This is a genomic window from Stenotrophomonas sp. YJH_SMC_101-4 (assembly GCF_059370395.1).
This window is the reverse complement of the sequence record NZ_JCAFTP010000001.1, coordinates 222807-244647: the sequence shown is the minus strand read 5'-3', so window position 1 is coordinate 244647 and position 21841 is coordinate 222807. Positions and strand designations below refer to the sequence as shown.

General features: G+C 66.8%; 21 protein-coding genes. 10 read left to right on the top strand and 11 right to left on the bottom strand.

What is annotated here, in order from left to right:
- The first annotated feature begins 110 nt into the window (after window positions 1–110).
- On the top strand, window positions 111–668 hold the full coding sequence (locus AC5P8D_RS01175) for a TlpA disulfide reductase family protein (RefSeq protein ID WP_236565076.1): 558 nt from the start codon (window positions 111–113) through the stop codon (window positions 666–668).
- Window positions 669–703: 35 nt separating this feature from the next.
- Here AC5P8D_RS01175 and AC5P8D_RS01170 read toward each other — a convergent pair whose 3' ends face one another.
- Window positions 704–1183: a glutathione peroxidase gene (locus AC5P8D_RS01170; RefSeq protein WP_049434839.1), complete on the bottom strand. Its 480-nt coding sequence runs from the start codon at window positions 1181–1183 to the stop codon at window positions 704–706.
- A gap of 130 nt (window positions 1184–1313) precedes the next feature.
- Here AC5P8D_RS01170 and AC5P8D_RS01165 point away from each other — a divergent pair, with 130 nt between their 5' ends.
- Window positions 1314–3482, top strand: a complete 2169-nt coding sequence (locus AC5P8D_RS01165; RefSeq protein WP_495203003.1) for a M3 family metallopeptidase — start codon at window positions 1314–1316, stop codon at window positions 3480–3482.
- Between the two features lie 92 nt (window positions 3483–3574).
- Here AC5P8D_RS01165 and cfa read toward each other — a convergent pair whose 3' ends face one another.
- From cfa to AC5P8D_RS01150, 3 genes are read right to left on the bottom strand one after another with little or no spacing between them, the layout of a single operon-like run.
- Window positions 3575–4690, bottom strand: coding sequence for a cyclopropane fatty acyl phospholipid synthase (gene cfa, locus AC5P8D_RS01160; protein ID WP_049409326.1), 1116 nt, complete (start codon window positions 4688–4690; stop codon window positions 3575–3577).
- Between the two features lie 19 nt (window positions 4691–4709).
- Complete coding sequence (locus AC5P8D_RS01155) at window positions 4710–5591, bottom strand: DUF3298 and DUF4163 domain-containing protein (RefSeq protein WP_495203002.1); 882 nt, start codon at window positions 5589–5591, stop codon at window positions 4710–4712.
- A 37-nt stretch (window positions 5592–5628) separates the two neighbouring features.
- Window positions 5629–5931 (bottom strand): GNAT family N-acetyltransferase, encoded by a 303-nt coding sequence (locus AC5P8D_RS01150; RefSeq protein ID WP_006455911.1) that lies wholly within the window; start codon window positions 5929–5931, stop codon window positions 5629–5631.
- 185 nt (window positions 5932–6116) lie between these two features.
- On the opposite strand from AC5P8D_RS01150, the gene AC5P8D_RS01145 reads away from it, so the two are divergent.
- Window positions 6117–6302 (top strand): hypothetical protein, encoded by a 186-nt coding sequence (locus AC5P8D_RS01145; protein ID WP_049453088.1) that lies wholly within the window; start codon window positions 6117–6119, stop codon window positions 6300–6302.
- A gap of 43 nt (window positions 6303–6345) precedes the next feature.
- Here the strand turns inward: AC5P8D_RS01145 and AC5P8D_RS01140 are convergent, their stop codons facing one another.
- Window positions 6346–6972: a rhomboid family intramembrane serine protease gene (locus AC5P8D_RS01140; RefSeq protein WP_010486760.1), complete on the bottom strand. Its 627-nt coding sequence runs from the start codon at window positions 6970–6972 to the stop codon at window positions 6346–6348.
- Window positions 6973–6979: 7 nt separating this feature from the next.
- A complete protein-coding gene (locus AC5P8D_RS01135) occupies window positions 6980–8545 on the bottom strand; it encodes a POT-type proton-dependent oligopeptide transporter (RefSeq protein ID WP_049453086.1) in 1566 nt (521 codons plus the stop codon).
- Between the two features lie 162 nt (window positions 8546–8707).
- On the opposite strand from AC5P8D_RS01135, the gene AC5P8D_RS01130 reads away from it, so the two are divergent.
- Window positions 8708–9556: an endonuclease/exonuclease/phosphatase family protein gene (locus AC5P8D_RS01130; protein ID WP_029380095.1), complete on the top strand. Its 849-nt coding sequence runs from the start codon at window positions 8708–8710 to the stop codon at window positions 9554–9556.
- 60 nt (window positions 9557–9616) lie between these two features.
- On the opposite strand, the gene AC5P8D_RS01125 is transcribed toward AC5P8D_RS01130, so the two are convergent.
- Window positions 9617–10228 carry a superoxide dismutase gene (locus AC5P8D_RS01125; RefSeq protein WP_005410310.1) on the bottom strand — a complete coding sequence of 204 codons (612 nt, stop codon included), beginning with the start codon at window positions 10226–10228 and terminating at the stop codon, window positions 9617–9619.
- A gap of 220 nt (window positions 10229–10448) precedes the next feature.
- On the opposite strand from AC5P8D_RS01125, the gene AC5P8D_RS01120 reads away from it, so the two are divergent.
- Both AC5P8D_RS01120 and AC5P8D_RS01115 read left to right on the top strand, forming a co-directional pair.
- The gene (locus tag AC5P8D_RS01120) at window positions 10449–10901 is read left to right on the top strand and encodes a guanyl-specific ribonuclease (protein ID WP_043401539.1); all 453 of its coding nucleotides are present in this window, start codon (window positions 10449–10451) and stop codon (window positions 10899–10901) included.
- A complete protein-coding gene (locus AC5P8D_RS01115; RefSeq protein WP_010486750.1) occupies window positions 10901–11314 on the top strand; it encodes a barstar family protein in 414 nt (137 codons plus the stop codon). Before AC5P8D_RS01120 ends, AC5P8D_RS01115 begins: the two co-directional genes overlap by 1 nt.
- Before the next feature lie 105 nt (window positions 11315–11419).
- Here the strand turns inward: AC5P8D_RS01115 and AC5P8D_RS01110 are convergent, their stop codons facing one another.
- Both AC5P8D_RS01110 and AC5P8D_RS01105 read right to left on the bottom strand, forming a co-directional pair.
- Entirely contained in the window at window positions 11420–13186 is a 1767-nt protein-coding gene (locus AC5P8D_RS01110; protein ID WP_495203001.1) for a hypothetical protein, read from the bottom strand.
- A gap of 10 nt (window positions 13187–13196) precedes the next feature.
- Entirely contained in the window at window positions 13197–13796 is a 600-nt protein-coding gene (locus AC5P8D_RS01105) for an NfuA family Fe-S biogenesis protein (RefSeq protein ID WP_010486746.1), read from the bottom strand.
- A gap of 90 nt (window positions 13797–13886) precedes the next feature.
- On the opposite strand from AC5P8D_RS01105, the gene AC5P8D_RS01100 reads away from it, so the two are divergent.
- The 3 genes from AC5P8D_RS01100 to zupT all read left to right on the top strand — a co-directional run bounded on the left by AC5P8D_RS01100 (window position 13887) and on the right by zupT (window position 15558).
- The gene (locus tag AC5P8D_RS01100) at window positions 13887–14237 is read left to right on the top strand and encodes a 4a-hydroxytetrahydrobiopterin dehydratase (RefSeq protein WP_005417612.1); all 351 of its coding nucleotides are present in this window, start codon (window positions 13887–13889) and stop codon (window positions 14235–14237) included.
- Window positions 14234–14650, top strand: a complete 417-nt coding sequence (locus tag AC5P8D_RS01095) for an energy transducer TonB (RefSeq protein WP_010486743.1) — start codon at window positions 14234–14236, stop codon at window positions 14648–14650. Before AC5P8D_RS01100 ends, AC5P8D_RS01095 begins: the two co-directional genes overlap by 4 nt.
- 98 nt (window positions 14651–14748) lie before the next feature.
- Window positions 14749–15558, top strand: a complete 810-nt coding sequence (gene zupT / locus AC5P8D_RS01090; protein ID WP_010486740.1) for a zinc transporter ZupT — start codon at window positions 14749–14751, stop codon at window positions 15556–15558.
- 561 nt (window positions 15559–16119) lie between these two features.
- Here zupT and AC5P8D_RS01085 read toward each other — a convergent pair.
- Window positions 16120–17094, bottom strand: coding sequence for an RluA family pseudouridine synthase (locus AC5P8D_RS01085; RefSeq protein ID WP_029550681.1), 975 nt, complete (start codon window positions 17092–17094; stop codon window positions 16120–16122).
- A 407-nt stretch (window positions 17095–17501) separates the two neighbouring features.
- On the opposite strand from AC5P8D_RS01085, the gene rne reads away from it, so the two are divergent.
- On the top strand, window positions 17502–20774 hold the full coding sequence (rne, locus tag AC5P8D_RS01080) for a ribonuclease E (RefSeq protein WP_495203000.1): 3273 nt from the start codon (window positions 17502–17504) through the stop codon (window positions 20772–20774).
- 177 nt (window positions 20775–20951) lie between these two features.
- On the opposite strand, the gene AC5P8D_RS01075 is transcribed toward rne, so the two are convergent.
- Window positions 20952–21839, bottom strand: coding sequence for an endonuclease/exonuclease/phosphatase family protein (locus tag AC5P8D_RS01075; RefSeq protein ID WP_019336628.1), 888 nt, complete (start codon window positions 21837–21839; stop codon window positions 20952–20954).
- Window positions 21840–21841: the final 2 nt, after the last annotated feature.

Sequence of the window (21841 nt, the reverse complement as noted above, 5' to 3'; positions counted from 1 at the left end):
AGCGCGGGGCACCGCCCCCGCCTCTGCACCCGACCTGTTGCATGCCCTGCGCATTGCCGGCATGGTCCGCCACACACGGGCCGATGGCCCTCCTGGGGAATACACGGATGATGGACACATGGATCCCGCACCGGATGCGGGCGTGGGCGATTGCCGGTCTTCTGCTGGCGGCGGCTCCGGCGTGGGCTGCGCCGCCCGCCCGTGGCGACGTGCCGCCGCAGGCACTGGGCAACGACCGCAAGGGCAATCCGGTCAATCTGGCCGAGCAGCGCGGCAAGGTCGTGATCGTGACCTTCTGGGCCTCCTGGTGCGGCCCCTGCCGCAAGGAACTTCCGATCCTGGCCCATCTGCAACAGGTGGTCGGCGAGGACGCGTTGAAGGTCTACGCGGTCAACTGGGGCGAACCCCGACTGGAAGTCAGCCGTCTGATCCGTCAGCGCGACTGGCCGAAGCTGGAGTACCTGCATGATCCCAGCGGCGCGCTGGCCGAGCAATTCGGCATCGTCGCAGTACCCCACATGTTCATCGTCGGCCGCGACGGCACCATCGCCCATGCCCACCGCGGCTACAGCGAGGCCAGCCTGCCGCAGATCATGCAACAGGTGATCGATGCACTGCCCGAAGATGTGCGCAACCGCGAGGCAGGGGCGGCGCCGCTGGGGCACTGACGCCGTACATCGCCTCCAGCGCGAACAAGGGCGTGTTACAACACCGCTTCGATCTCGTCGCGCAGCTGCTCCGGCTTGGTGGTGGGCGCATGACGCGACACCACCCGCCCCTGGCGATCGACCAGGAACTTGCTGAAATTCCACTTGATACGGGCACTGCCCAGGAGGCCGCGCTTCTCGCGTGACAGCCAGGCCCACAACGGATCAGCCCCCTCGCCGTTGACCTCGATCTTCTCCGACAGCGGGAAGCTGACCGGATAATCCAGCGAACAGAACTGGCGGATCTGCGCGGCGTCGCCGGGCTCCTGCGCGCCGAACTGGTTGCACGGGAAGCCGATCACCACCAGGCCACGCTCACGGTAGTCCTGCCACAACTGTTCCAGCCCGGTGTACTGCGGGGTGAAGCCACAGCGGCTGGCGACGTTCACCAGCAGCAACGGGTGGCCCTGATAACGGGCCAGGGCCTGCGGCTGGCCGTCGAGGTCGCGGAAGCTGAAATCGTAGGCAGTGGTCATGGCAGCGGGCCGTGGGCGGTGGATGCATGGTACCCGCGCCCGGCCCCGGCAACATGCCTTTTGACACAAGTGCAGCCGCGCCGGACCGGGTTACCCTCGGGCCCTTGTTTGCCTTACCGGAGCTACTACCTTGACCACTCGCCTTGCCCTTGCCGTGGCCATGACCCTCGGCCTTGCCCTGCCCGCCTACTCGGCCGGTGCCGCCACCCCGGCTGCCAGCACCGCCGCGCAGCAGGCCAACCCGTTCTTCGCCGAAAGCCCGCTGCCGCTGCATTTCCCGCAGTTCGACAAGATCAAGGACAGCGACTTCGCCCCGGCCTTCGACGCCGGCATGGCGCAGCAGCTGAAGGAAGTGGAAGCGATCGCCAACAACAAGGCCAAGCCGACCTTTGACAACACCATCATCGCCCTGGAAAAGAGCGGTGATGTCCTCGACCGCGCGACTACCGTGTTCTTCAGCCTGGTCGGCGCCGACACCAACGACACCCGCAAGAAGCTGCAGGCCGACTACTCGGCCAAGTTCGCCGCGCACAGCGATGCGATCGCGCTGAACGGCAAGCTGTTCGCGCGCATCCAGGCACTGTACGACACCCGCAGCCAGCTGGGCCTGGACGCCGAAGGCGTGCGCCTGGTCGAGAAATACTACGACAACTACGTGCGCGCCGGCGCCAAGCTGTCCGACGCCGACAAGGCCAAGCTGAAGGAAATGAACGCCGAGCTGGCCAACCTGGGCACCAAGTTCAGCCAGAACGTGCAGTCGGAAGTGAACGCTTCGGCAATCACCGTCGACGACGTCAAGGAGCTGGACGGCCTGTCCAAGGAGCAGATCGCCGCCGCTGCCGAAGCCGCCAAGGCCCGCGGCCAGGACGGCAAGTACGTGATCACCCTGCTCAACACCACCGGCCAGCCGCCGCTGACCAACTTGGCCAACCGCGCCCTGCGCCAGAAGATCTACGAAGCGTCGGTCAGCCGTGGCAGCCGTGGCGGTGAGTTCGACAACACCGCGCTGGTCTCGCGCATCATGCAGCTGCGTGCCGACAAGGCCAAGCTGATGGGCTTCCCGAACTTCGCCGCCTACAACCTGACCAACCAGACCGCCAAGACCCCCGAAGCAGTCAACGCGATGCTGGGCAAGCTGGCCCCGGCCGCCGTGGCCAACGCCAAGCGCGAAGCCGCCGACCTGCAGGCGATGATCGACCAGGAACAGAAGGCCGCGCGCAAGCCGACGTTCAAGCTGGAACCGTGGGACTGGGCCTTCTACAGCGAGAAGGTGCGCCAGGCCAAGTACAACTTCGACGAGTCGCAGCTGAAGCCGTACTTCGAAATGAAGAACGTGCTGGAGAACGGCGTGTTCCATGCCGCCAACCTGGAATTCGGCCTGACCTTCAAGCAGCGCACCGACCTGCCGGTCTACCACGATGACGTCACCGTCTACGACGTGTTCGACGCCGACGGCAGCCAGCTGGCGATCTTCATCTTCGACCCGTATGCACGCGCCTCAAAGCGCGGTGGTGCGTGGATGAATTCCTACGTTTCGCAGTCCAAGCTGACCGGCTTCAAGCCGGTGGTCGCCAACCACCTGAACATCCCGAAGCCGCCGGCCGGCCAGCCGACCCTGCTGACCTGGGATGAGGTGAACACCACCTTCCACGAGTTCGGCCATGCCCTGCACGGCATGTTCTCCAACGTGAAGTACCCGTACTTCTCGGGCACCTCGGTGCCGCGTGACTTCGTCGAGTTCCCCTCGCAGGTCAACGAGATGTGGGCCGACAACCCGGTCATCCTGAAGAACTACGCCAAGCACTACCAGAACGGTTCGGCGATGCCGCAGGCGCTGCTGGACAAGGTGCTGGCGGCGGCCAAGTTCAACCAGGGCTTCGCCACCACCGAGTACCTGGGTGCAGCCATGCTTGATCAGCGCTGGCACCAGATCGGCGCCGACCAGGTGCCGGCCGCCAAGGACGTGATGGCCTTCGAGCGCGCCGCGCTGGAGAAGGACGGCATCTACTACGCGCCGGTTCCGCCGCGCTACAAGACCCCGTACTTCAGCCACATCATGGGTGGCTACTCGGCCGGCTACTACGCCTACATCTGGTCCGAAGTGCTCGACGCCAACACCCAGAAGTGGTTCAAGGACAACGGCGGCCTGAGCCGCAAGAACGGCGACCACTTCCGCGCCACGCTGCTGTCCAAGGGTGGCAGCGTGGATGCCATGCAGCTGTTCCGCGATTTCGCCGGCCACGAGCCGCAGATCGAACCGCTGCTGGAAAAGCGTGGCCTGACCGGCGCCGGCAACTGATCGCCGCTGCGGCAGCCTGAAACGAAAACCGCCCGGGAAACCGGGCGGTTTTTTGTTGGGTCATCCACGCATGGCGTGGATGCTCTTGCAGATCAGCGTGGCGCCACGTACCCGCCCGGCACGCCTTCCGGCGACAGCACCAGCTGCCACAACTGCGCATGCCGGCAGCGGAAGGTGGCCATCGATCCGGCCAGGTAGAACCGCCACATGCGGCGGAAATGCTCGTCATAACGCGCATCCAGCCGTGGCCATGCCGCTTCCACGTTGCGCCGCCAGGCTTGCAGGGTCAGGTCGTAATCGGTGCCGAAGTTGTGCCAGTCCTCCAGCACGAAACGGCCTTCGAACGCCCGGGTGATCTGCACTGCCGACGGCAGCATCGAGTTGGGGAAGATGTAGCGCGCGATCCACGGATCGGTGCGATGCCGCGAGATGTTGGTGCCGATGGTATGCAGCAGCAGCAGGCCACGCGGCGACAGGCAGCGTTTGGCCACTTCGAAGAAGCTGGCGTAGTTCTTGTCGCCGACGTGCTCGAACATGCCGATCGAGAAAATCGCATCGAACGGTTCGTCCAGTTCCCGGTAGTCCTGCAGGCGGATTTCAATCGGCAACCCCGCGCACAGCTCGCGGGCAAACTCGGCCTGTTCCTGCGAAATGGTCACGCCGACGCCGCTGACGCCGTAGCGCTCGGCAGCGAACTTCAGGGCTTCGCCCCAGCCACAGCCGATGTCCAGCACACGCTGACCCGGGCGCAGCCCCAGCTTGCGGCACACCAGGTCGAGCTTGGCTTCCTGCGCGGTGTCGAGATCGTCGGCATTGCGCCAGTAGCCACAGCTGTAGACCAGGCGCTGGCCGAGCATGGCCTGGTAGAGATCGTTGCCGAGGTCGTAGTGGCGGCGGCCGACTTCGTAGCTGCCCTGCCCCACCTGCAGGTTGAACAGGCGCGCCTTCAGCGCATCGGCCACTTCGCGCCAACCGTGCACCCGTTCGTCCAGGTGCGCCTGCATCAGGTGGACGAGGAATTCATCCAGGACGTTGGCATCCCACCAACCCTCCATGTAGCTCTCGCCGAGGCCGAGCGAGCCTTGGCCCATGACCCGCGCGAAGAAGCGCGGGTCATGCACCTGGATATCCTGTGGCTGGGTACCGCCAATGCGGACCCCGGCTTCCTGCAGCAGGCCGGCGACCCGCTCCTGCAACCCTGTATCCACGCCACCTCCTCGACTGCGGTCAACCGCGTGCGAACAGCTCCACGTAGTCCTTGGCCACGTGCGGCAACAGCACCGCCGCCGGAACATCGGCGGTCTGGGTGCCGTCCGAGTATGGACCCACCTGGTAGGGCGGGAAAACAAAGCGCAGTGCCGTGATCTGCCCCTTGTCGTCGGTCAGCGGCTGGAACTGGCTGAAATTGTCGGCCTGCGGGCCGGTACCGTCGGCGATCATGCGCGATGCGTTGCGCAGCGATTCCTGCAGCTGGGCCGGGTCCATGTCCTCGCCGCTGAGCCGCGTGGCCACGCGTTCGCGCAGCTGGTCGGCAACGAAATCACTGATCGCCTTCCAGCCCTTGGCATCGGCCACCAGCTTGTCGGCGCTGAGCATCTGCTGCTGCGCCGGCAGCCACACGAAACGCGCCACCAGCGGCTCGCCGTGGGCGCCACCGGTATAGCGGCTGCCATCGGCACTGACCACCACCAGCTGTGACGTTTCCAGCAGCTTCTCGAAACTCAGCGACAGCTCGTAGGGCATGGTCGGCTTGTCATTGCCCAGCCCGTCCAGTGCCTGCTGCAGGTCGCTGCGAGCGCTGGTGGCATAGTCCTGCAGCGCGCGTGCCAGGCCCGGGTAGCGGTCGATGCCGGCTGGGTAGCTGATGCCCACCACTTCGCGTTCGTTGTTCTCGATCACGTCGCGCAGGTCCAGCGGCGCTTCCGTGGCCCGCGTTTCGCCTGCGGCGGTGGTCTCGGCGGCAGGTGCCCCGTCGGCCACCGGTGCCTTTTCGCTCTCACGCTGGCAACCGGCCAGCAACAGCACGCCCACCACGCCGGCCAGCACGCTGCCGTGCAATGGCCGGTTGTTTCCAATCTTCATCGGGATCCCCTGTTCATGTTTGTACATCATCGCCTGCCATGGCTGAAGCGTGGCCCGCTGGCATTCAGCCAACGAGCAGGTCGTGGTACTCCTCATGCCGCTGCAGGAAGGCCTCGGCGTAGGAACACGCCGGCACCACCTTGTACTTCTGCTCACGGGCAAAACGCAGCGCCACACGGGTCAGCTCACCGGCAATGCCCCGGCCGGCGATCGGCTCGGGCACCTCGGTATGCGTGATGACCATGCGCCTGCGTTTGATCTGGTAATCCAGCACCGCCAGCTGTCCGCGCACACGGGCGGTGAAGCGATGGTTGGCCAGGTCGTGTTCGACCTCGTAGGCCAGACCGGGGGGCGTGACCGAAGCCATGGAACTGTCTCCTGCGGCGACTGCGTGGATGGTGCGCAGCCGGGCGCCATGATCGCGTGAAGCCTGAACAGGGGCAAGTCCAGTCCGTTCACGTCAGTTTTCGACCCTCAAGCTGGAGGGCCGGCGGCCGCTATCGCCTGTGGAGGGGTACGGCCAGGCTGGCACGGCCCTTGCGACCGTTGATCATGCGCACCACCGCGGAGGCACCGATGCACCCCAGCGATCCCCATTCCGATACCGACCGCGCCCTGCTGGAGGGCCTGCTGCAACTGGCGGTGGAAGGGCAGACCGAAGACCAGGATTTCCAGCGCATCGGCGAGGAAGTGTTCGCCCGCCTGCTGGACACCTACGGCCAGCAGACCGCGATCTGAGCCTGCCGGGGCGGATCGCTGCCGATCCGCCCCGCTCCCGCCATCAACCGCCGCCGAGGCGGAAGGTCGGGTTGGAAAGCTCGCGCAGGAAGTGGGTGAAGATGCTCGGCTGCATGGCCAGCATGAAGATCACGCCGAACGCCGCGCCCGCCAGGTGGGCGCTGTGGTTGATGCGGTCACCGCCGCGCTTGTCCATCCAGATGCTGTAGCCGACGTAGAACGCGGCGTAGACGATGGCCGGCGCCGGGATGAAGAACACCAGGATGATCGACCACGGCTTGATCAGGATGAAGGCGAACAGCACCGCCGACACCGCCCCGGACGCACCCAGGCTGAGGTAGTTCGGGTTCTTCTGGTTCTTCAGGTAGCTGGGCAGGATCGAGACCAGCAGCGCACCGATGTAGAACGCCGGGTAGGTCAGGTAGCTGCCGGTCAGCTGCACCATCACGCTCTCGATGAATCCCCCGAAGAAGAACAGGGTGATCATGTTGAAGATCAGGTGCGACCAGTCGGCATGGATGAAGCCATAGGTCACCAGCCGGTCGTACTGGCGGTGACGGTCGATGGCCGGCGGCCACAGGATCAGGCGGTCGGCCAGCTTGCGGTTGTTGAACGCCATCCACGACAGGATGGCGGTGATGGCGATCAACAGCAGATTGACGGGGGTCATGTCAGGCTCAGGCGCTACGGTAGTTGTCGACCATACGATAGCGTTTTGCGTACCAACCGAAGGCCAACGCCGCGACGAAGGCGAAACCGGCGAAGAAGAACATCAGGAATGCCGCCTCGCTCAGGCCGGTACTGGCGATCTTGTGGGTCACGGCATCGTTGCGCACGGCGGCATTGGACAGCAGCACCCACAGGTTGCCGATGGTGGTGGTCAGGTTCCAGAAGCTCATGACCACACCCTTCATGGCCTGCGGCGCCTGGCTGTAGGCGAACTCCAGGCCGGTGGCCGAGACCAGCACCTCACCGAAGGTCAGCAGCGCGTACGGCAGCATCTGCCAGAAGATCGACATGGCGTTGCCCCCGTCCATCACCACCTGGATGCCGCCGACCACAATCCAGGCCAGGCCGCTGAAGGCGATACCGGCGGTCATGCGGCGCAGCGCGGTCGGCTCGAAGCCGAAGCGGCGCAGGGCCGGGTACAGCACCAGGTTGTTGAACGGGATCAGGATCATCACCAGCAGCGGGTTCAGCGCCTGCATCTGCGAGGCGGTGAACCAGCTCGGCATCTGCATCTGCTGGCCCTGCAGGACCCAGGTCGAGGCCTTCTGGTCGAACAGCGAGAAGAACGGCGTGGTCAGCGCGAAGATCACCAGCACGCGCAGCACCGAGCGCACGCCTTCCACGGCTTCGGCCGGATGCTGGCCACGGGCACGCTCCAGCTGCAGCCAGGTGCCGCCGCCGATGCCCGCCAGGATCGACACCAGCGCCAGGCACAGGCAGATGACGATGCCCAGCGAGCCGACCAGGCTGAACGAGGCTGCTGCCAGCACCAGTCCGAGCACGGCGATCACCAGGCCCGGACGGCCCTGGCCGGTCACGCGCGTGGTCAGTGCGGTACGCACCACGTTGGCGAACGAATGCGGATCCTTCGGCGGCAGCGGCACCAGCACGTAGCGCTTGCGGCCCAGCCAGAACACGAAGGTGGCGATGAACATCAGGATGCCCGGGATACCGAACGCCCACTGCGGGCCCCAGTTCTTCAGCACCAGCGGGATCAGCAGCGAGGCGAACAGCGAGCCGAAGTTGATGATCCAGTAGAAGGCGTCGAAGACGATCTTGGCCAGGTGCTTGTTGCTCTGGTCGAACTGATCACCCATGAACGAGGCCACCAGTGGCTTGATGCCGCCGGCACCGAGCGCGATCAGGCCCAGGCCGAGGAAGAAGCCCTCGCGGCTGTTCTCGAACAACGCCAGGCACAAGTGGCCGGCGCAGTAGACCAGGCTGAACCAGAGAATGGTGTGGTACTTGCCGAAGAACCTGTCGGCCAGCCAGCCTCCGAGCAGCGGGAAGAAATACACGCCGATCATGAAGCTGTGCATGATGTCCTTGGCTTCACCGGCACGGCCTTCCGCAGTGATTTCCTGCAGCAGCAGCGAGGTGATCAGGAACTGCACCAGGATGTTGCGCATCCCGTAGAAACTGAACCGCTCGCAGGCCTCATTGCCGATGATGTACGGGATCTGGCGCGGCATCTTTCCCTGGCCGGCGATGGGGGCAACTGCGTCGTGGCTCATCCTGTAAGGCAATCCTGCAAAGCGAAAGGCGCAAGATTACCGGAAGCAGGGCTTGCGAAGCACGCTGCAGGGCTGCATGACAACGGTGCCAATCCATGGCAGACACCGCATGCCATGCCGGAAGTCACGGCACCTGCACGACAAAAGCGTAAACTTATCGTTATGCGCCCCCTCGCCCCCGCCCGTCTCCTGCTCAGTTGCCTGGTGCTGCTGATGGCGTTGCAGGCGCAGGCGCGGCCGCAGGCACCGGCCACAACGGCCAGCGAAAGCGAGCCCCGCCAGCTGACCGTGGCCGCGCTGGAACTGCCCAGCCGCGATGATGCGCAATGGAAGTTGCGCCGCGAACAGGTCGCACAGTTGCTGACCGACCTGCAACCGGACGTGATCTCGGTGCAGCAGGTGCTGCAGCAGCAGGGCCGCAACCCGGCCTGCTGGCTCGCCACCCGGCTGCGCTACAGCTGCGACTTCGTTACCGCCGATCCGCCCAGCCAGCCGTTGCGGCATGGCAACGCGATGCTGACCCGGCTGCCGGTCAGCGAGGATGGCGTGACCCTGCTGCACCCACCCGGCATCTTCAGCGCCGCCGGCATGATGCGGCTGAAGCTGGGCGAGGCACTGGTCAACATCTATGTGGCACGGCTGCGCCCGGACCCGGACGAGGCCACCGCCCGCCAGCATCAGACCAGCGACCTGATGACCTGGATCGGCGCCACCGCCGAGGGCATGCCCAGCCTGATCGCCGGCGATTTCTCGGCAACCACCGTCGAGCTCGTGCGCAGCACCCCGGGGTTCCAGCCCGCCCGGCGCAATCCCGGCGGTCGCGTCGAGGCGCCTGCGGCCAGTGGTGGCGGCAGCAGCGGTCATGGCCTGGATGTGCTGTTCCAGGTCAAGCACTTCGGCGGCATCCGCCAGCAGCCGATCCTGCTGCCGGCCGACGGCGACCTGCCCGGCCTGCGCCTGGGCGTGATGGCCACCCTGCGCCTGCAGGGTGATACCGCCACTACCGAATGACTCCTGCAACAGAAAAGGCCGGGTTTTCCCCGGCCTTCTCCGTTCATCCCATCACCGCGATCAGGCGATCGCTTCCTGGTAACGGCGCTCGACCTCGTTCCAGTCGATGACGTTGAAGAACGCGCCGATATATTCCGGACGGCGGTTCTGGTACTTCAGGTAGTACGCGTGTTCCCACACGTCCAGGCCGAGGATGGGGGTGTTGCCTTCCATCAGCGGGCTGTCCTGGTTACCGGTGCTCTCGACCACGACCTTCTTGTCCGGGGTCACGCTCAGCCAGGCCCAACCGCTGCCGAAACGGGTCAGCGCAGCCTTGGTGAAGGCGTCCTTGAACTTGTCGAAGCCGCCCAGGTCCTTGTCGATGGCCTTGGCCACGTCGCCCACCGGGTTGCCGCCAGCATTCGGAGCCATCACGGTCCAGAACAGCGAGTGGTTGGCATGGCCGCCACCGTTGTTGCGCACCGGACCCTGCAGGTTCTCCGGCAGCGACTTGAGCTTCTTCACCAGTTCCTCGACCGGCAGGTCAGCGTACTCGGTGCCTTCCAGCGCCGCGTTGACGTTGTTGATGTAGGTCTGGTGATGCTTGGTGTGATGGATTTCCATCGTCGCCGCATCGATATGCGGTTCCAGCGCGTCGTAGGCGTAGGACAGCTTGGGCAGGGTATAGGCCATGATGCATCTCCTGATTGCGAGGGCACCCGACGGTGTCGGGCGTTGCGCGGTGAATGATGGGGACAGACCGCCAGATTACCAAGGGGGATGTAAAGGAAATTGCGTCCTGCCAGTGAGCACGACGGCAATTGTTACGCAGCAGTGACGCGATGCCATCCTCATGCACCGTGCAGCGCACAGGCGCTACAGTGCCTGCACCGCCCTCGCCCGCTCCTTGCCCATGCGCAACCCCCGGCTGCTGATCACCGCCATCGCCCTGCTGCTGCTCGGCCTGGTCGTCAACCATTTCATGCAGCGCCCGCCGGCGCCGCAGTTCGCGCCGGACCTGCAGGGTGCGCCTGCCGCGCGCGCGCCGGCCACCGCCTCGCCCGGCAAGGACAGCGGACTTCCGGCGTTCCTGCCCGCTGAAGCCCGGCAGACCATCGCCCTGATCCAGCGTGGTGGCCCGTTCCCCCACCGCCAGGACGGCAGCACGTTCGGCAACCGCGAGCAGCAGCTGCCGCAGCGCCCGCGCGGCTACTACCGCGAATACACCGTCGATACTCCCGGCGCGCGCACCCGTGGCACGCGCCGCATCGTCACCGGCGGCGATCCGCCGGAGGCGTGGTACTACACCGACGACCACTACGAATCGTTCCGCAGCTTCACCGTACCGGCCCAGGGAGCGCAGTGATGAGCCACGATGATTTCGGCCTCGGCCTGCACGACATCAACAATGCTGGCGTCTACGCCATCGACAGCGACGACATCGGCGCACTGGCCGCAGCGATGCGCGATGCCGGGCTGAAGGTGATCCGCATCGATCTGGAAGGCGTGGGCGACAAGCGCACCCTGCTCGCCCGGCTGGCCGCGCAACTGGATTTCCCGACCGGCTTCGGTGGCAACTGGGATGCGCTGTCGGACAACCTGCGCGACCTGCAGTGGCTGCCGGCCAACGGTTACGCGCTGTTCCTGGCCGACGTGGACACGTTGCGCGCCTCCACGCAGAAGGACTTTGACACCCTGCTGGACGTGATGGACGAAGCCAGCCGCGACTGGGTCGGCCGCGACGTGCCGTTCTGGGTGTTCCTCTCGCAGAGCGCGTAAGGTCAGTGCCCTGGTAGAGGCCGACCTTGGTCGGCGCTTCTGTGCCAACCAAGGTTGGCACCTACCCAAGCGCGAGCCGGCCACTGTGTGGCGCGCCCGCCTTGCCTAGCGGCTCCCGTTGTCTTCCTGCAGTTCCTTCTTGAACGGGATGTCCGGCGGCGGTCGCGCCACGGCCGGCTGGTCCTGCATGTTCGGATTGGTCAGGCCGCAGCCACCACCGGCCTGCAGGATCGAGATCACGCAGGAGATCCTCGTACTGGTACCCGGCAATGGAATCTCCATTGCCTTGACTCCCTTGCGCACCCACTCGGCCAGCAGCGATTCCTGCGGGACCCAGTACTTGTCGAACGAAGTGGGCGTGTAGTCGTAAGGCGGTCGCTTCAACCAGGTGCCCGATTGCGCGATGCGTTCCTTGCTCCAGCCATCGTTGGCGCCCCCGGGCGCACCGCGCTCGGCACGACCCTCGCCTTCCTGGCCCGGCACACGCACGCTGCCATCGGCATTGAACAGGCCACTGCCCTTGCCGGTAGTGCTGGCCTGGCGGGCGCCCTTGTCGGCGCCGTCATGGTTGCGGCTCGATGCACCCCAGTCATCACCCTTGGCGGGGGTGGCCCAGTTGCCCGGATTGGGGGCCGGGCGCGCTCCTGCCTGAGCCGGGGTCGTGCTGGATGCAGCAGGCCGCGCAGTGCTGCTGCTCGCCTGCGTCGCGCTGCCATTGGCTGCCGGCGCGGGTGTTGCCGCGGGTGCATTCCCACTGGAAGACGAAGGGGCTGCGGCCGGTGCCGAGGCTACTTCGCGCTCGCGCACCTGTACGTCACGACCCGCCGGCGCACGCACCGCCGGATCACGACCGGCAACGGTTGCCATCCGCACCTGCGGATCGACCACCGCCTGCACTTCACGCTCGCGCACCTGCACGTCGCGCTGCGGTACCCGCACCTGCACATCGGCCGTGCGCAGCGGCTGCGACACCGCCGGTGCATCGACCGTACTGACTTCGCGCTCCTGCACCTGGATGTCACGCAGCTGCGGCGTCCGCACCGCGATTTCCGGCGCACGCAGTGCGGTTGGGGTTGGCGGCGCCTGCACCGGCTGCACGCTGCGCTCGCGCACTGCGGGCGTGGTGTCACGCGGCACGATGCTGACCTCGGTGCGCGGCACGCTCACCGGTGGCACCACGAAATCCGTACTGGCCTGCGCTACTTCGGTGGCCTGCACCGGCGAGGGTGGCGGGGCCGCAAGCGGGGCCGGCTCGGCTTCGGCCGGCGGCGACGGCACGCTGGCTGTCGGTGCTGGAGCCGGCGCGGGTGCAGGCGCCGACGCGGCCGCAGGACGTGGCTCAGGTGCCGTCGCTGCCCCTGCCTGCTGGCCGGCGGCAACCTGACCCGCCGGTGCAGCCGCAGCCGCTTCGACACCCGGCTGATCGCCACCACCTTCCTGGCTGGCGCGACCGACGAATTCCACCTGCACACGCTCGCCTTCGGCGCCCTCTGCTTCCGGTGCCGTGGTGCGGATCACCGCAACCCACAGCAGCAGCGTGAAAAACAGCAGGTGCAGCAGCGCGCTGGCAAACGCCGAGGTCCAGCGCATCCAGCGCTGATCGCGCGGCGCAGCGTCCCAGTCCTGCCAGAACAGCCGTCGCAGCGACTGCCACGGTGACAGCCGGGGCGATTGACCCGGCGGCCCAGGCAGCGGGCGCGGCAGCAATACCGCAATCACTTCGCGGGCGTGGAACGGCCGCGGCAGCGGGCCCAGCGAGCGCAGCCACAGCGCCCAGCCATAGGGCAGGCGCGTAGACTTCTCGAGGACGGCGCGTGGCTGCTGGCGGGCCAGCAGCAGTTCGATGAGTTGCTCGGCCCGGGTCAGAGGCACGCGTCAGCGGTCAGGCGACGTTGCCGCGCGGGATGTACGGCGCGTGGCCGCTGTCGTGGTCGGTCGCGTCGCGCACGGCGGTCACGCCCGGCACGCGGCCCATCAGAGTCTTCTCGATACCCTGCTTGAGCGTCACGTCGGCCATGCCACAGCCTTGGCAGCCACCACCGAAGCGCAGCAGCACCACGCCGTCGGCCGAAACTTCCTGCACGGCCACCTTGCCGCCGTGCGAGGCCAGCTGCGGATTGACTTCGTTCTCCACCACCCAGTGCACGCGCTCGACCAGCGACGCGGCATCGCCGGGGGCCTCGCCCTTGATGCGCGGTGCCTTGATGGTCAGCTGCTGGGTACCGGCGGTGCCGGCGACGATGTCGATCTCGGCGCCGTCGAGCCAGCCGACGCTGCTCGCATCGACGTAGAGGGTGAAGCCATCGCAGTCCACCGCCCACTCGTCACCGAGCAGGTCGGTCGGTTCGGCGAATTCCAGCCGGGCATCGGCGCGCGGGGTACCGGGGTCGACCGCGCTCAGGCGCACGCCCATGCCGGGCACGCCCTCGCGTTCGATCAGCTTGCGGAAATGGGTCTGGGCAGTGTCGGAGATCTGGATCATCAGGCTATTCTAGCCAAGTAAGCGTCAGCCGCTCATTCGGTTTATACACCGTCCGGCGCATTGTTCAGTCAACACGAGGTGGAGATTCCCATGGCCGACCTGATTCCACTGGCCCAGGCCCGTTGCGTGCCGCGCAAAGGCAGCGACCACAAGCTTGGCGAGGCCCGCCTGGCCGAACTGCTGCCGCAGGTTCCCGGCTGGGAGCTGAGCGAGGGCGGGCAGGCCCTGACGCGCACCTTCCGCTTCAAGGATTACTACGCCACCATGGCCTTCGTGAACGCGCTGGCCTGGATCGCCCATCACGAGGACCACCATCCGGACCTGGGCGTGCACTACGACCGCGCGGTCGTGCGCTTCTCCACCCACGATGTGGGCGGCCTGAGCGAGAACGACTTCATCTGCGCGGCAAAGACTTCGGCCCTGACGGAGCAACTGCCATGAACGTACGTTTGCTGAGCCTGTCCCTGATCGCTGCGACCGGCCTGGCCGGCTGTGGCCCGTCCGAACCACCGGCACCACCACCGCCGCCGCCGACCGAAGTGGCCGCGGTGAAGACGCCGCCGCCGCAGTACCCGCTTGAGCTGGCCTGCATGGGCGTGGGCGGCACCAGCACCTTCAAGGTGACCATCGGCGCCGACGGCAAGCCGAGCGAGGTCGCGCTGTTGACCGGGGCCGGCAACCCGCAACTGGACGAACTGGCCAGGACCGCCGTGCAGGGCTGGCAGTTCAAGGCCGCCACCCGCAACGGTGCTGCAGTGCCGGCCACCATCCAGGTACCGGTCAGCTTCAACCCGCCGCAGCCGAAGCCGGACCAGTGCTTCGCCATCGAAGAACGCCTGCGCCGCGGCGGCTGATCGCCCGCGCCCCGACGAGGCCAGCCGACGCCCGCCTCGCCCTCGCCGCCCCGGCCTTGCCCGGGGCGGTTGTCTATTGACCAGGACCGCGTCGGTACATGCTGCAGATTCCTCCCGAAAACATCTGGATCGCACTGGCGGTCACTCTTGCGGCTGGCCTCGCCACCGCCATCGGCAGCCTGCTGGTGCTGTTCTCACGGCGCCCCAACCCGCGCCTGCTGGCGTTCGGCCTGGCCTTCGCCGGCGGCGCGATGGTCTATGTGTCGCTGTCGGAGATCCTCAACAAGTCCATTGCTTCGTTCGCGCTGGCCTATGGCGAGCGTACCGGTTTCACCTACGGCACCCTGGCCTTCCTGCTGGGCGTGATCGTGATCGTGCTGATCGACCACTTCATTCCCAACCCGCACGACAGCCTGGACAAGCAGGACCCCGCGTTCCGCGAGAACAGCCGCGAGTACCTGAAGCGGGTCGCACTGCTGACGTCGGTCGCGATCACCGCGCACAATTTCCCGGAAGGGCTGGCAACCTTCTTTGCCACGCTGGAAAGCCCATCGGTGGGCATGCCACTGGCCTTCGCCATCGCCATCCACAACATTCCCGAGGGCATCGCGATCGCGGTGCCGGTGTACTTCGCCACCCAGAACAAGTTCTATGCGTTCAGTGCCAGCCTGCTGTCCGGCCTGGCCGAACCGGTGGGCGCGGCGCTGGGCTACTGGTTGTTGTCAGGATCGCTGTCGCACGCCACGTTCGGCTGGGTGTTCGGACTGATCGCTGGCGTGATGGTGTTCCTTGCGCTGGATGAGCTGCTCCCGGCGGCCAAGCGTTATGCCAAGGGCCACGAAACCGTGTATGGCCTGGTGGCCGGCATGGGCACCCTGGCGATCAGCCTGGTGTTGTTCAAGTGGTGAGGGGTTTGCAGCCAACGGGCTGAGCCCCCTCGTGGCTGGTACGTCCTGCAGTATCGAGAGGTCACGGGAGGGGTCGGCTTGCAGGGGTGTCCGCCGCTTGCTCGTGTGCGCTGTCCTGCGCACACGGCAAGACCGGGGGTGGGCGTCCTGCCCAACCCGCCCGAGGCATGCCTCGGGCCCATGCGGCGGACACCCCTGCAAGCCGACCCCTCCCGTGCCCCGTCATTTTTCCGTGCGTGCCAGCCGCGCGATGAAAGAACAAGAAAGCGAAGCCCGCGCTGCGCGCGCGAGTCGAGCGTGGCTCGACTCTACCCGGGCCGCCACGCGGCCCGGGTCTGCTCTTCTTTTGATGTTCCGTGGCTGACGCACACGCGATCTGTCGAAGGGCGGCCCGGATGGGTTGGCGGGGGTGTCCGCGGCATGGATGCCGCGGCCAAGCCCCCAAGGATGGGTTCACGGCGTCCCCCGCCAACCCATCCGGACCGACCAAAACCGGAATCCCGCTTTGGAGGCCAGCCGCGAGGGGGCTCCGCCCGTTGGCCGGTCAGCCCCTCGCAGAGGCTACTTCAGCCGGTCCAGCGCCTCAACCAGCTCATCCGCCAGCGGCGCGTTCAGCACGTATGGGCTCTTGCCGTCATCCAGCGCGAACTCCAGCGACGCCGCGTGCAGGAACAGGCGCTTCAACCCGATCTGCTCACGAAGCCGCTTGTTGACCGCCGGATCGCCGTATTTGTCGTCACCGGCCACTGGATGCCCCAGATGCTGGGCATGCACGCGGATCTGGTGGGTACGGCCGGTCTCGATGCGCACCTCACAGTACGAATGGCCGCCGCGGCGCTCCAGCACCCGGAAGTGGCTGATCGATTCCTTGCCGATCGCGTTCACCTGCACATGGCGCTCGCCGCCCTGGCGCAGGCCCACGTGCAGCGGCGCGTCGACCGTCATCACGCCGTCGGGCATGCGCCCGGCCAGCAGGGTCAGGTAGCGCTTGCGGATGCCGGCGCCATGGTCTTCACGCAGCAGCGCCTGCAGTTCGCTCAGTGCCGAGCGCTTCTTGGCCACGATCAGCAGGCCCGAGGTGTCGCGATCCAACCGATGGACCAGCTCGAGGGTCTGGCCCGGGCGCAACGCGCGCAGGGTCTCGATAGCGCCGAAGCTGATGCCGCTGCCGCCGTGGCTGGCCACGCCAGTGGGCTTGTTCAGGGCCAGCAGGCGGGCGTCCTCGAAGACGATGGCCTGCTCCAAGCGGCGCATGAACGCCTCCGGCGGGCCGGCCTTGTCTCCTTCTTCACTGAGACGAACCGGCGGCACGCGCACCTCATCGCCCGCCTCCAGCTTGCGTTCGGCCTTGGCACGGCCGCCGTTCACCCGCACCTGGCCGCTGCGTACCAGCTTGTAGACCAGGCTGCGCGGGGCGCCCTTCAGCTGGCCGAGCAGGAAGTTGTCCAGGCGCTGGCCGGCGCGGTCGGCGGGAACGGTGATCATGCGCACGGAAGGCTTGTCGCCAGCGGGTTTGGTCGGGTCTTGGGCGGTCATCAGGCTGTTTATTCTGTTACACTCGGGGGGCGAGATAAGGGATTGATTTCGTTGGAAGTTACTCAGGGCCAGAAGCCCAGCTTCCGACGAATCCGGCACAGTGCGCGACCACCGCCCGCGGGGCGGCCATGTTAGCGGCTCACCGGCCTTCCCGGCCATCGCCGGATGCCTGACACGCAACCGTGCTGAACATGTCCCGCGTGGCGCTCCAGCCTGGCTGACAGCTGCCTGCGGCCTGTAACACCCCAAAACCCATAAGAGTGAAGCGCTCCCGCGGCCTGCCGTGGTGTCGTAGCGCTGGAAACCCAAGCCGCCCTCCCCGCGCTTGCGCGAATGGGCGGCGAACCGTGTCCAGAGGCGAAACCCCATGGCGTTCCGCGCGGTAGCCGCTTGCGAGGAACGCAACAATGAAGCGAATGCTGATCAACGCCACGCAGGCTGAAGAGCTGCGTGTTGCCATCGTGGATGGCCAGTCGTTGTATGACATCGACATCGAACAGCCGTCGAAGGAACAGAAGAAGTCCAACATCTACAAGGGCCGGATCTTCCGCATCGAGCCCTCGCTGGAAGCGGCCTTCGTCGAGTACGGTGGTGGCCGCCATGGCTTCCTGCCGCTGAAGGAAATCTCCCGCGACTACTTCCAGGCCGGTGTCGACCACAACAAGGCCGGCATCCGCGAACTGCTGAAGGAAGGCCAGGAGATCGTCGTCCAGGTCGACAAGGAAGAGCGTGGCAACAAGGGCGCTGCCCTGACCACGTTCATCTCGCTGGCCGGCCGCTACATGGTGCTGATGCCGAACTCGCCCAGCGCCGGCGGCGTGTCCCGTCGCATCGAAGGCGAAGACCGTGCCGCCCTGAAGGACGCCCTGGACAAGCTGAACATCCCCGACGACATGGGCGTGATCATCCGTACCGCCGGCGTCGGCCGCGATGCGGAAGAGCTGCAGTGGGATCTGGACTACCTGCTCAACGTCTGGCGTGCCATCGCCGAAGCCGCGCTGAGCAAGCCGGCCCCGTTCCTGATCTACCAGGAATCGCGCCTGATCGTGCGCGCCCTGCGTGACTACCTGCGCGCCGACATCGGCGAGATCCTGGTGGACACCGAGGAGATGTACGAGCACGCCCGCGAGTTCATGCAGCAGGTGATGCCGCAGACCCTGCGCAAGCTCAAGCATTACAAGGACGACATCCCGCTGTTCAACCGCTTCCAGATCGAATCGCAGATCGAAGGCGCCTACGAGCGCAACGTGCGCCTGCCGTCGGGCGGCTCGATCGTGGTCGACCAGACCGAAGCGTTGACCGCCGTCGACGTGAACTCCTCGCGCGCCACCAAGGGCAGCGACATCGAGGACACCGCGTTCCAGACCAACCTGGAAGCGGCCGAAGAAGTGGCCCGCCAGCTGCGCCTGCGTGACCTGGGCGGCCTGGTGGTGATCGACTTCATCGACATGGCCTCCAACAAGCACCAGCGCGAAGTCGAGAACCGCCTCGCCAACGCGCTGAAGTACGACCGCGCGCGCGTTCAGGTCGGCCGCATCTCGCGCTTCGGCCTGCTGGAAATGAGCCGCCAGCGCCTGCGCCCGAGCCTGGGCGAGTCCAGCCAGATCGTCTGCCCGCGTTGCGACGGCCACGGCCGCATGCGCAGCGTCGAGTCGCTGTCGCTGTCGATCATCCGCGTCGCCGAAGAACATGCGATGAAGGAAAACACCGGGCAGGTGCTGGTCCAGGCCCCGGTGGAGATCGCCAACTACCTGTTGAACGAAAAGCGCAGCGCCCTGCGCGAGATCGAGCAGCGCCACGAGGCGCCGATCGTGATCGTCGCCGACGAGCAGTTGCACACCCCGCACTACACCGTCACCCGCCTGCGCGAGAACGAGCTGGGTGAAGAGAGCAACAAGCCCAGCTACCAGCGCGGCACCCCGCGCAAGTTGCCGGTGCACGCGCTGACCAAGGGCCAGCTGAACATCCCGCCGCCGGCGGTGACCCAGGTCAAGCACACCTCCCCCGCCCCGGTGCGCGAGGAAGTGGAGCCGGCCAAGGCAGCCCCGGCCCCGGTCGCGGTCGCACCGACGGCCCCGGCCCCCAGCGGCGGCGTGATCGGCTGGCTCAAGCGCGTGTTTGGTGGCGAGCCGGCCCCGGCGCCGGCGCCGGCCGCTCCGGCGGCGCGTCAGTCGCAGGACGGTGGCCGCAAGGAACGCAACAAGGATCGCAACAAGGACCGCAAGGACCGTCGCGACGACAATCGTGGCAACGGCAACGCGCAGCAGCAGAAGGACGGCGGCAACCGCAAGGACCGCGGTGAGCAGCGCAAGGATGGCCGCAACGGCAACAACGGCAATGCCCAGCCGCAGCCGCAGCAGGGCAAGCAGAAGGAGCCGCAGCAGAAGGATGGCCAGCAGCAGCCGCAGCAGCAGAACAAGCCGCGCAACGAGCAGCAGGGCCAGAACCAGAACCAGCAGCAGCCGAAGCTGAAGCAGCCCAAGCAGCCGCGTCCGCAGCAGCAGGACGGTGACAAGCCGGCCGAGAAGCCGCAGCGCGGTGCCGCCGATGCACCGGTCGACGCCGTGACCGCGGCAGCAGCCGTGGCCGCCACGGCCGCCGCCGCCAATGGGGTGACCGCACAGGAAGCCACTGCACCGGTCGCCCCGGTGGCCGCCGCTCCGGTGGACGCCGCAGTAGCGATCGAGACCGGTGCCAACGAGGCCGAGGTGGTTGCGGTTGCCGGTGAAGAGGCCGCAACCGACGCCAATGGCGAGCAGGCAGGCGAAGGCGCGACCCGCCGTCGCCGTGGCCGTCGTGGTGGCCGTCGTCGTCGTCGCGGTGGCACCGAGAACGCCGCCGGCAGCGACGCTCTGGGTGATGACCAGGACGAGGGTGATGACAGTGATGACGCCGACGGCGCCGAGCCGAACGTCGACAGTACTGCCGGCACTGCGCCGGTCGCTGTTGCGCAGCCGGCCCGTTCGCAGCCGGAGTTCGACTTCGATGACGAAGTCGAGCCGGTCGTTGCCGACGCCTCGAAGCCGGTCCGTGCTGCCGCCGCCGTTGCCGCCGCACCGGTTGCCGTGGTGAGCAGCGCCGTGGTCGAAGCCGCCGCCCCGGTCGTGGCTGAAGTGCAGGCCCCGGTCGAAGCTGCTGCGAAGACCGAAGCGGTGTCCTCGCCGGTGCAGACCAGCATGCTCGATGCCATCGACGCCGCGACCCCGGCCCAGCCGGTAGCCGCTGCCGCGCCGGTGATCGAAGTCATTGCGCCGGTGACCGAAGCACAGCCGGTCGCGGTTGAAGCAGCCCCGGTGGCTGAAGCCGCTCCGGTGATCGAAGCGAAGCCGGCGGCGGTCGAAGCTGCGCCGGTGGTTGAAGCCAAGCCGGAGATCGTTGAAGCCACTCCGGTGGTTGAAGCCACTCCGATGGTTGAAGCCAATCCGGAGGCCGTTGAGGCTGCGCCGGTGGTTGAAGCCAAGCCGGTCGTCGAACCCGTCGTAGCCGCCGAACAGCCGGTCGCTCCGGTGGCGGTGGAAGCCGCGCCGATCGAAGCCGCTGCCCCGGTCGCCGAAGCGGTGGTGACGCCGTTGATCGACCCGGTCGCCGATGGCCATGCCGACGCTGCAGCCCAGGCTGCAGAAGCCAAGGCCGACGAAGAAGACGAAGAGACTGCCAAGCGCACGCCGCCGGCGAACTGATCGCTCTTTGATCGCATGAAAACGAAACGGCGGGGATCAATGATCCCCGCCGTTTTTGTTTGTGCCTCGGGCGCGTGCAGCGCTCTGGAAGAGGCCGACCTTGGTCGGCGCCGTTGTTGGAGCGGACGCGGACACGTCCGTGCCAACCAAGGTTGGCACCTACCGAAGCGTGCTCCGTCAGGGTTTCGGTGCGAACTGCAGACGGGTCCACACGCCGTAGTGGTCCGAGGCCCAGCGACCGCTGTCATCGGGCTGGTCGAACAGGAGCTTGGCCTCACGCGCGACCATCTCGTCCTGCTGGAAGAAGATGTGGTCGATCCGCGAGGGTGCCTGGTAGTAGTGCCGGTTCAATGTACTGACCCCGGCCAGGTCAGTGTTGACGTGCACGCTGCCGTAGCTGTCGCCGTAGTGGCTGCGCAGCTCGCTCAGGTCACCAGCATCCACCAGCGCATTGAAGTCGCCGGCGATCACCACCGGAGCACCGGCCGACGTTGCAGTGATGAAGCGCAGCAGGTCCTCGACCTGGCTGCGGCGGATGCGCTGCCCGCTCTCGTCACTGCGCTCGTTGAGGTGCGTGGCATAGACGTTCACCGGCGTGCCATCGACGTCGATGCGCAGGTGAGCAACCGTGCGGTAGTCGTCCAACGGCTGCAGCAGATGATCCCCCTGGGCGAGGATCGGCCGCCGCGTCAGCAGCGCATTGCCGTAGCGCTTGGGCGCCCCAACCGGATCGGTGGACACGAACACGTACCTGTAGCCGAGTTGGCTGGCCAGCCATTGCGCCTGGTTGCGCACGTTGCGGCGCTGGATCACCTCCTGCAGGGCAACCGCATCCGGCTGCAGGCGCTTGAGTTCGGCCAGAATGGTGCGGCGCCGGCTCGGCCAGTCCTCGCGGTCATGATGCAGGTTGAAGGTGACCATGCTCATGCCCGGCGCGCTGGCAACGTCGGGCGCCGCGGTCGTGGCAGCCGGTTCGGCCGCCATCAACACGCCCGGCAATGTCAATGCAATGGCCAGCCCCAGGGCACGCACCGATGTGCGCACCCTCGCCCCCTGCTGCTTCATCG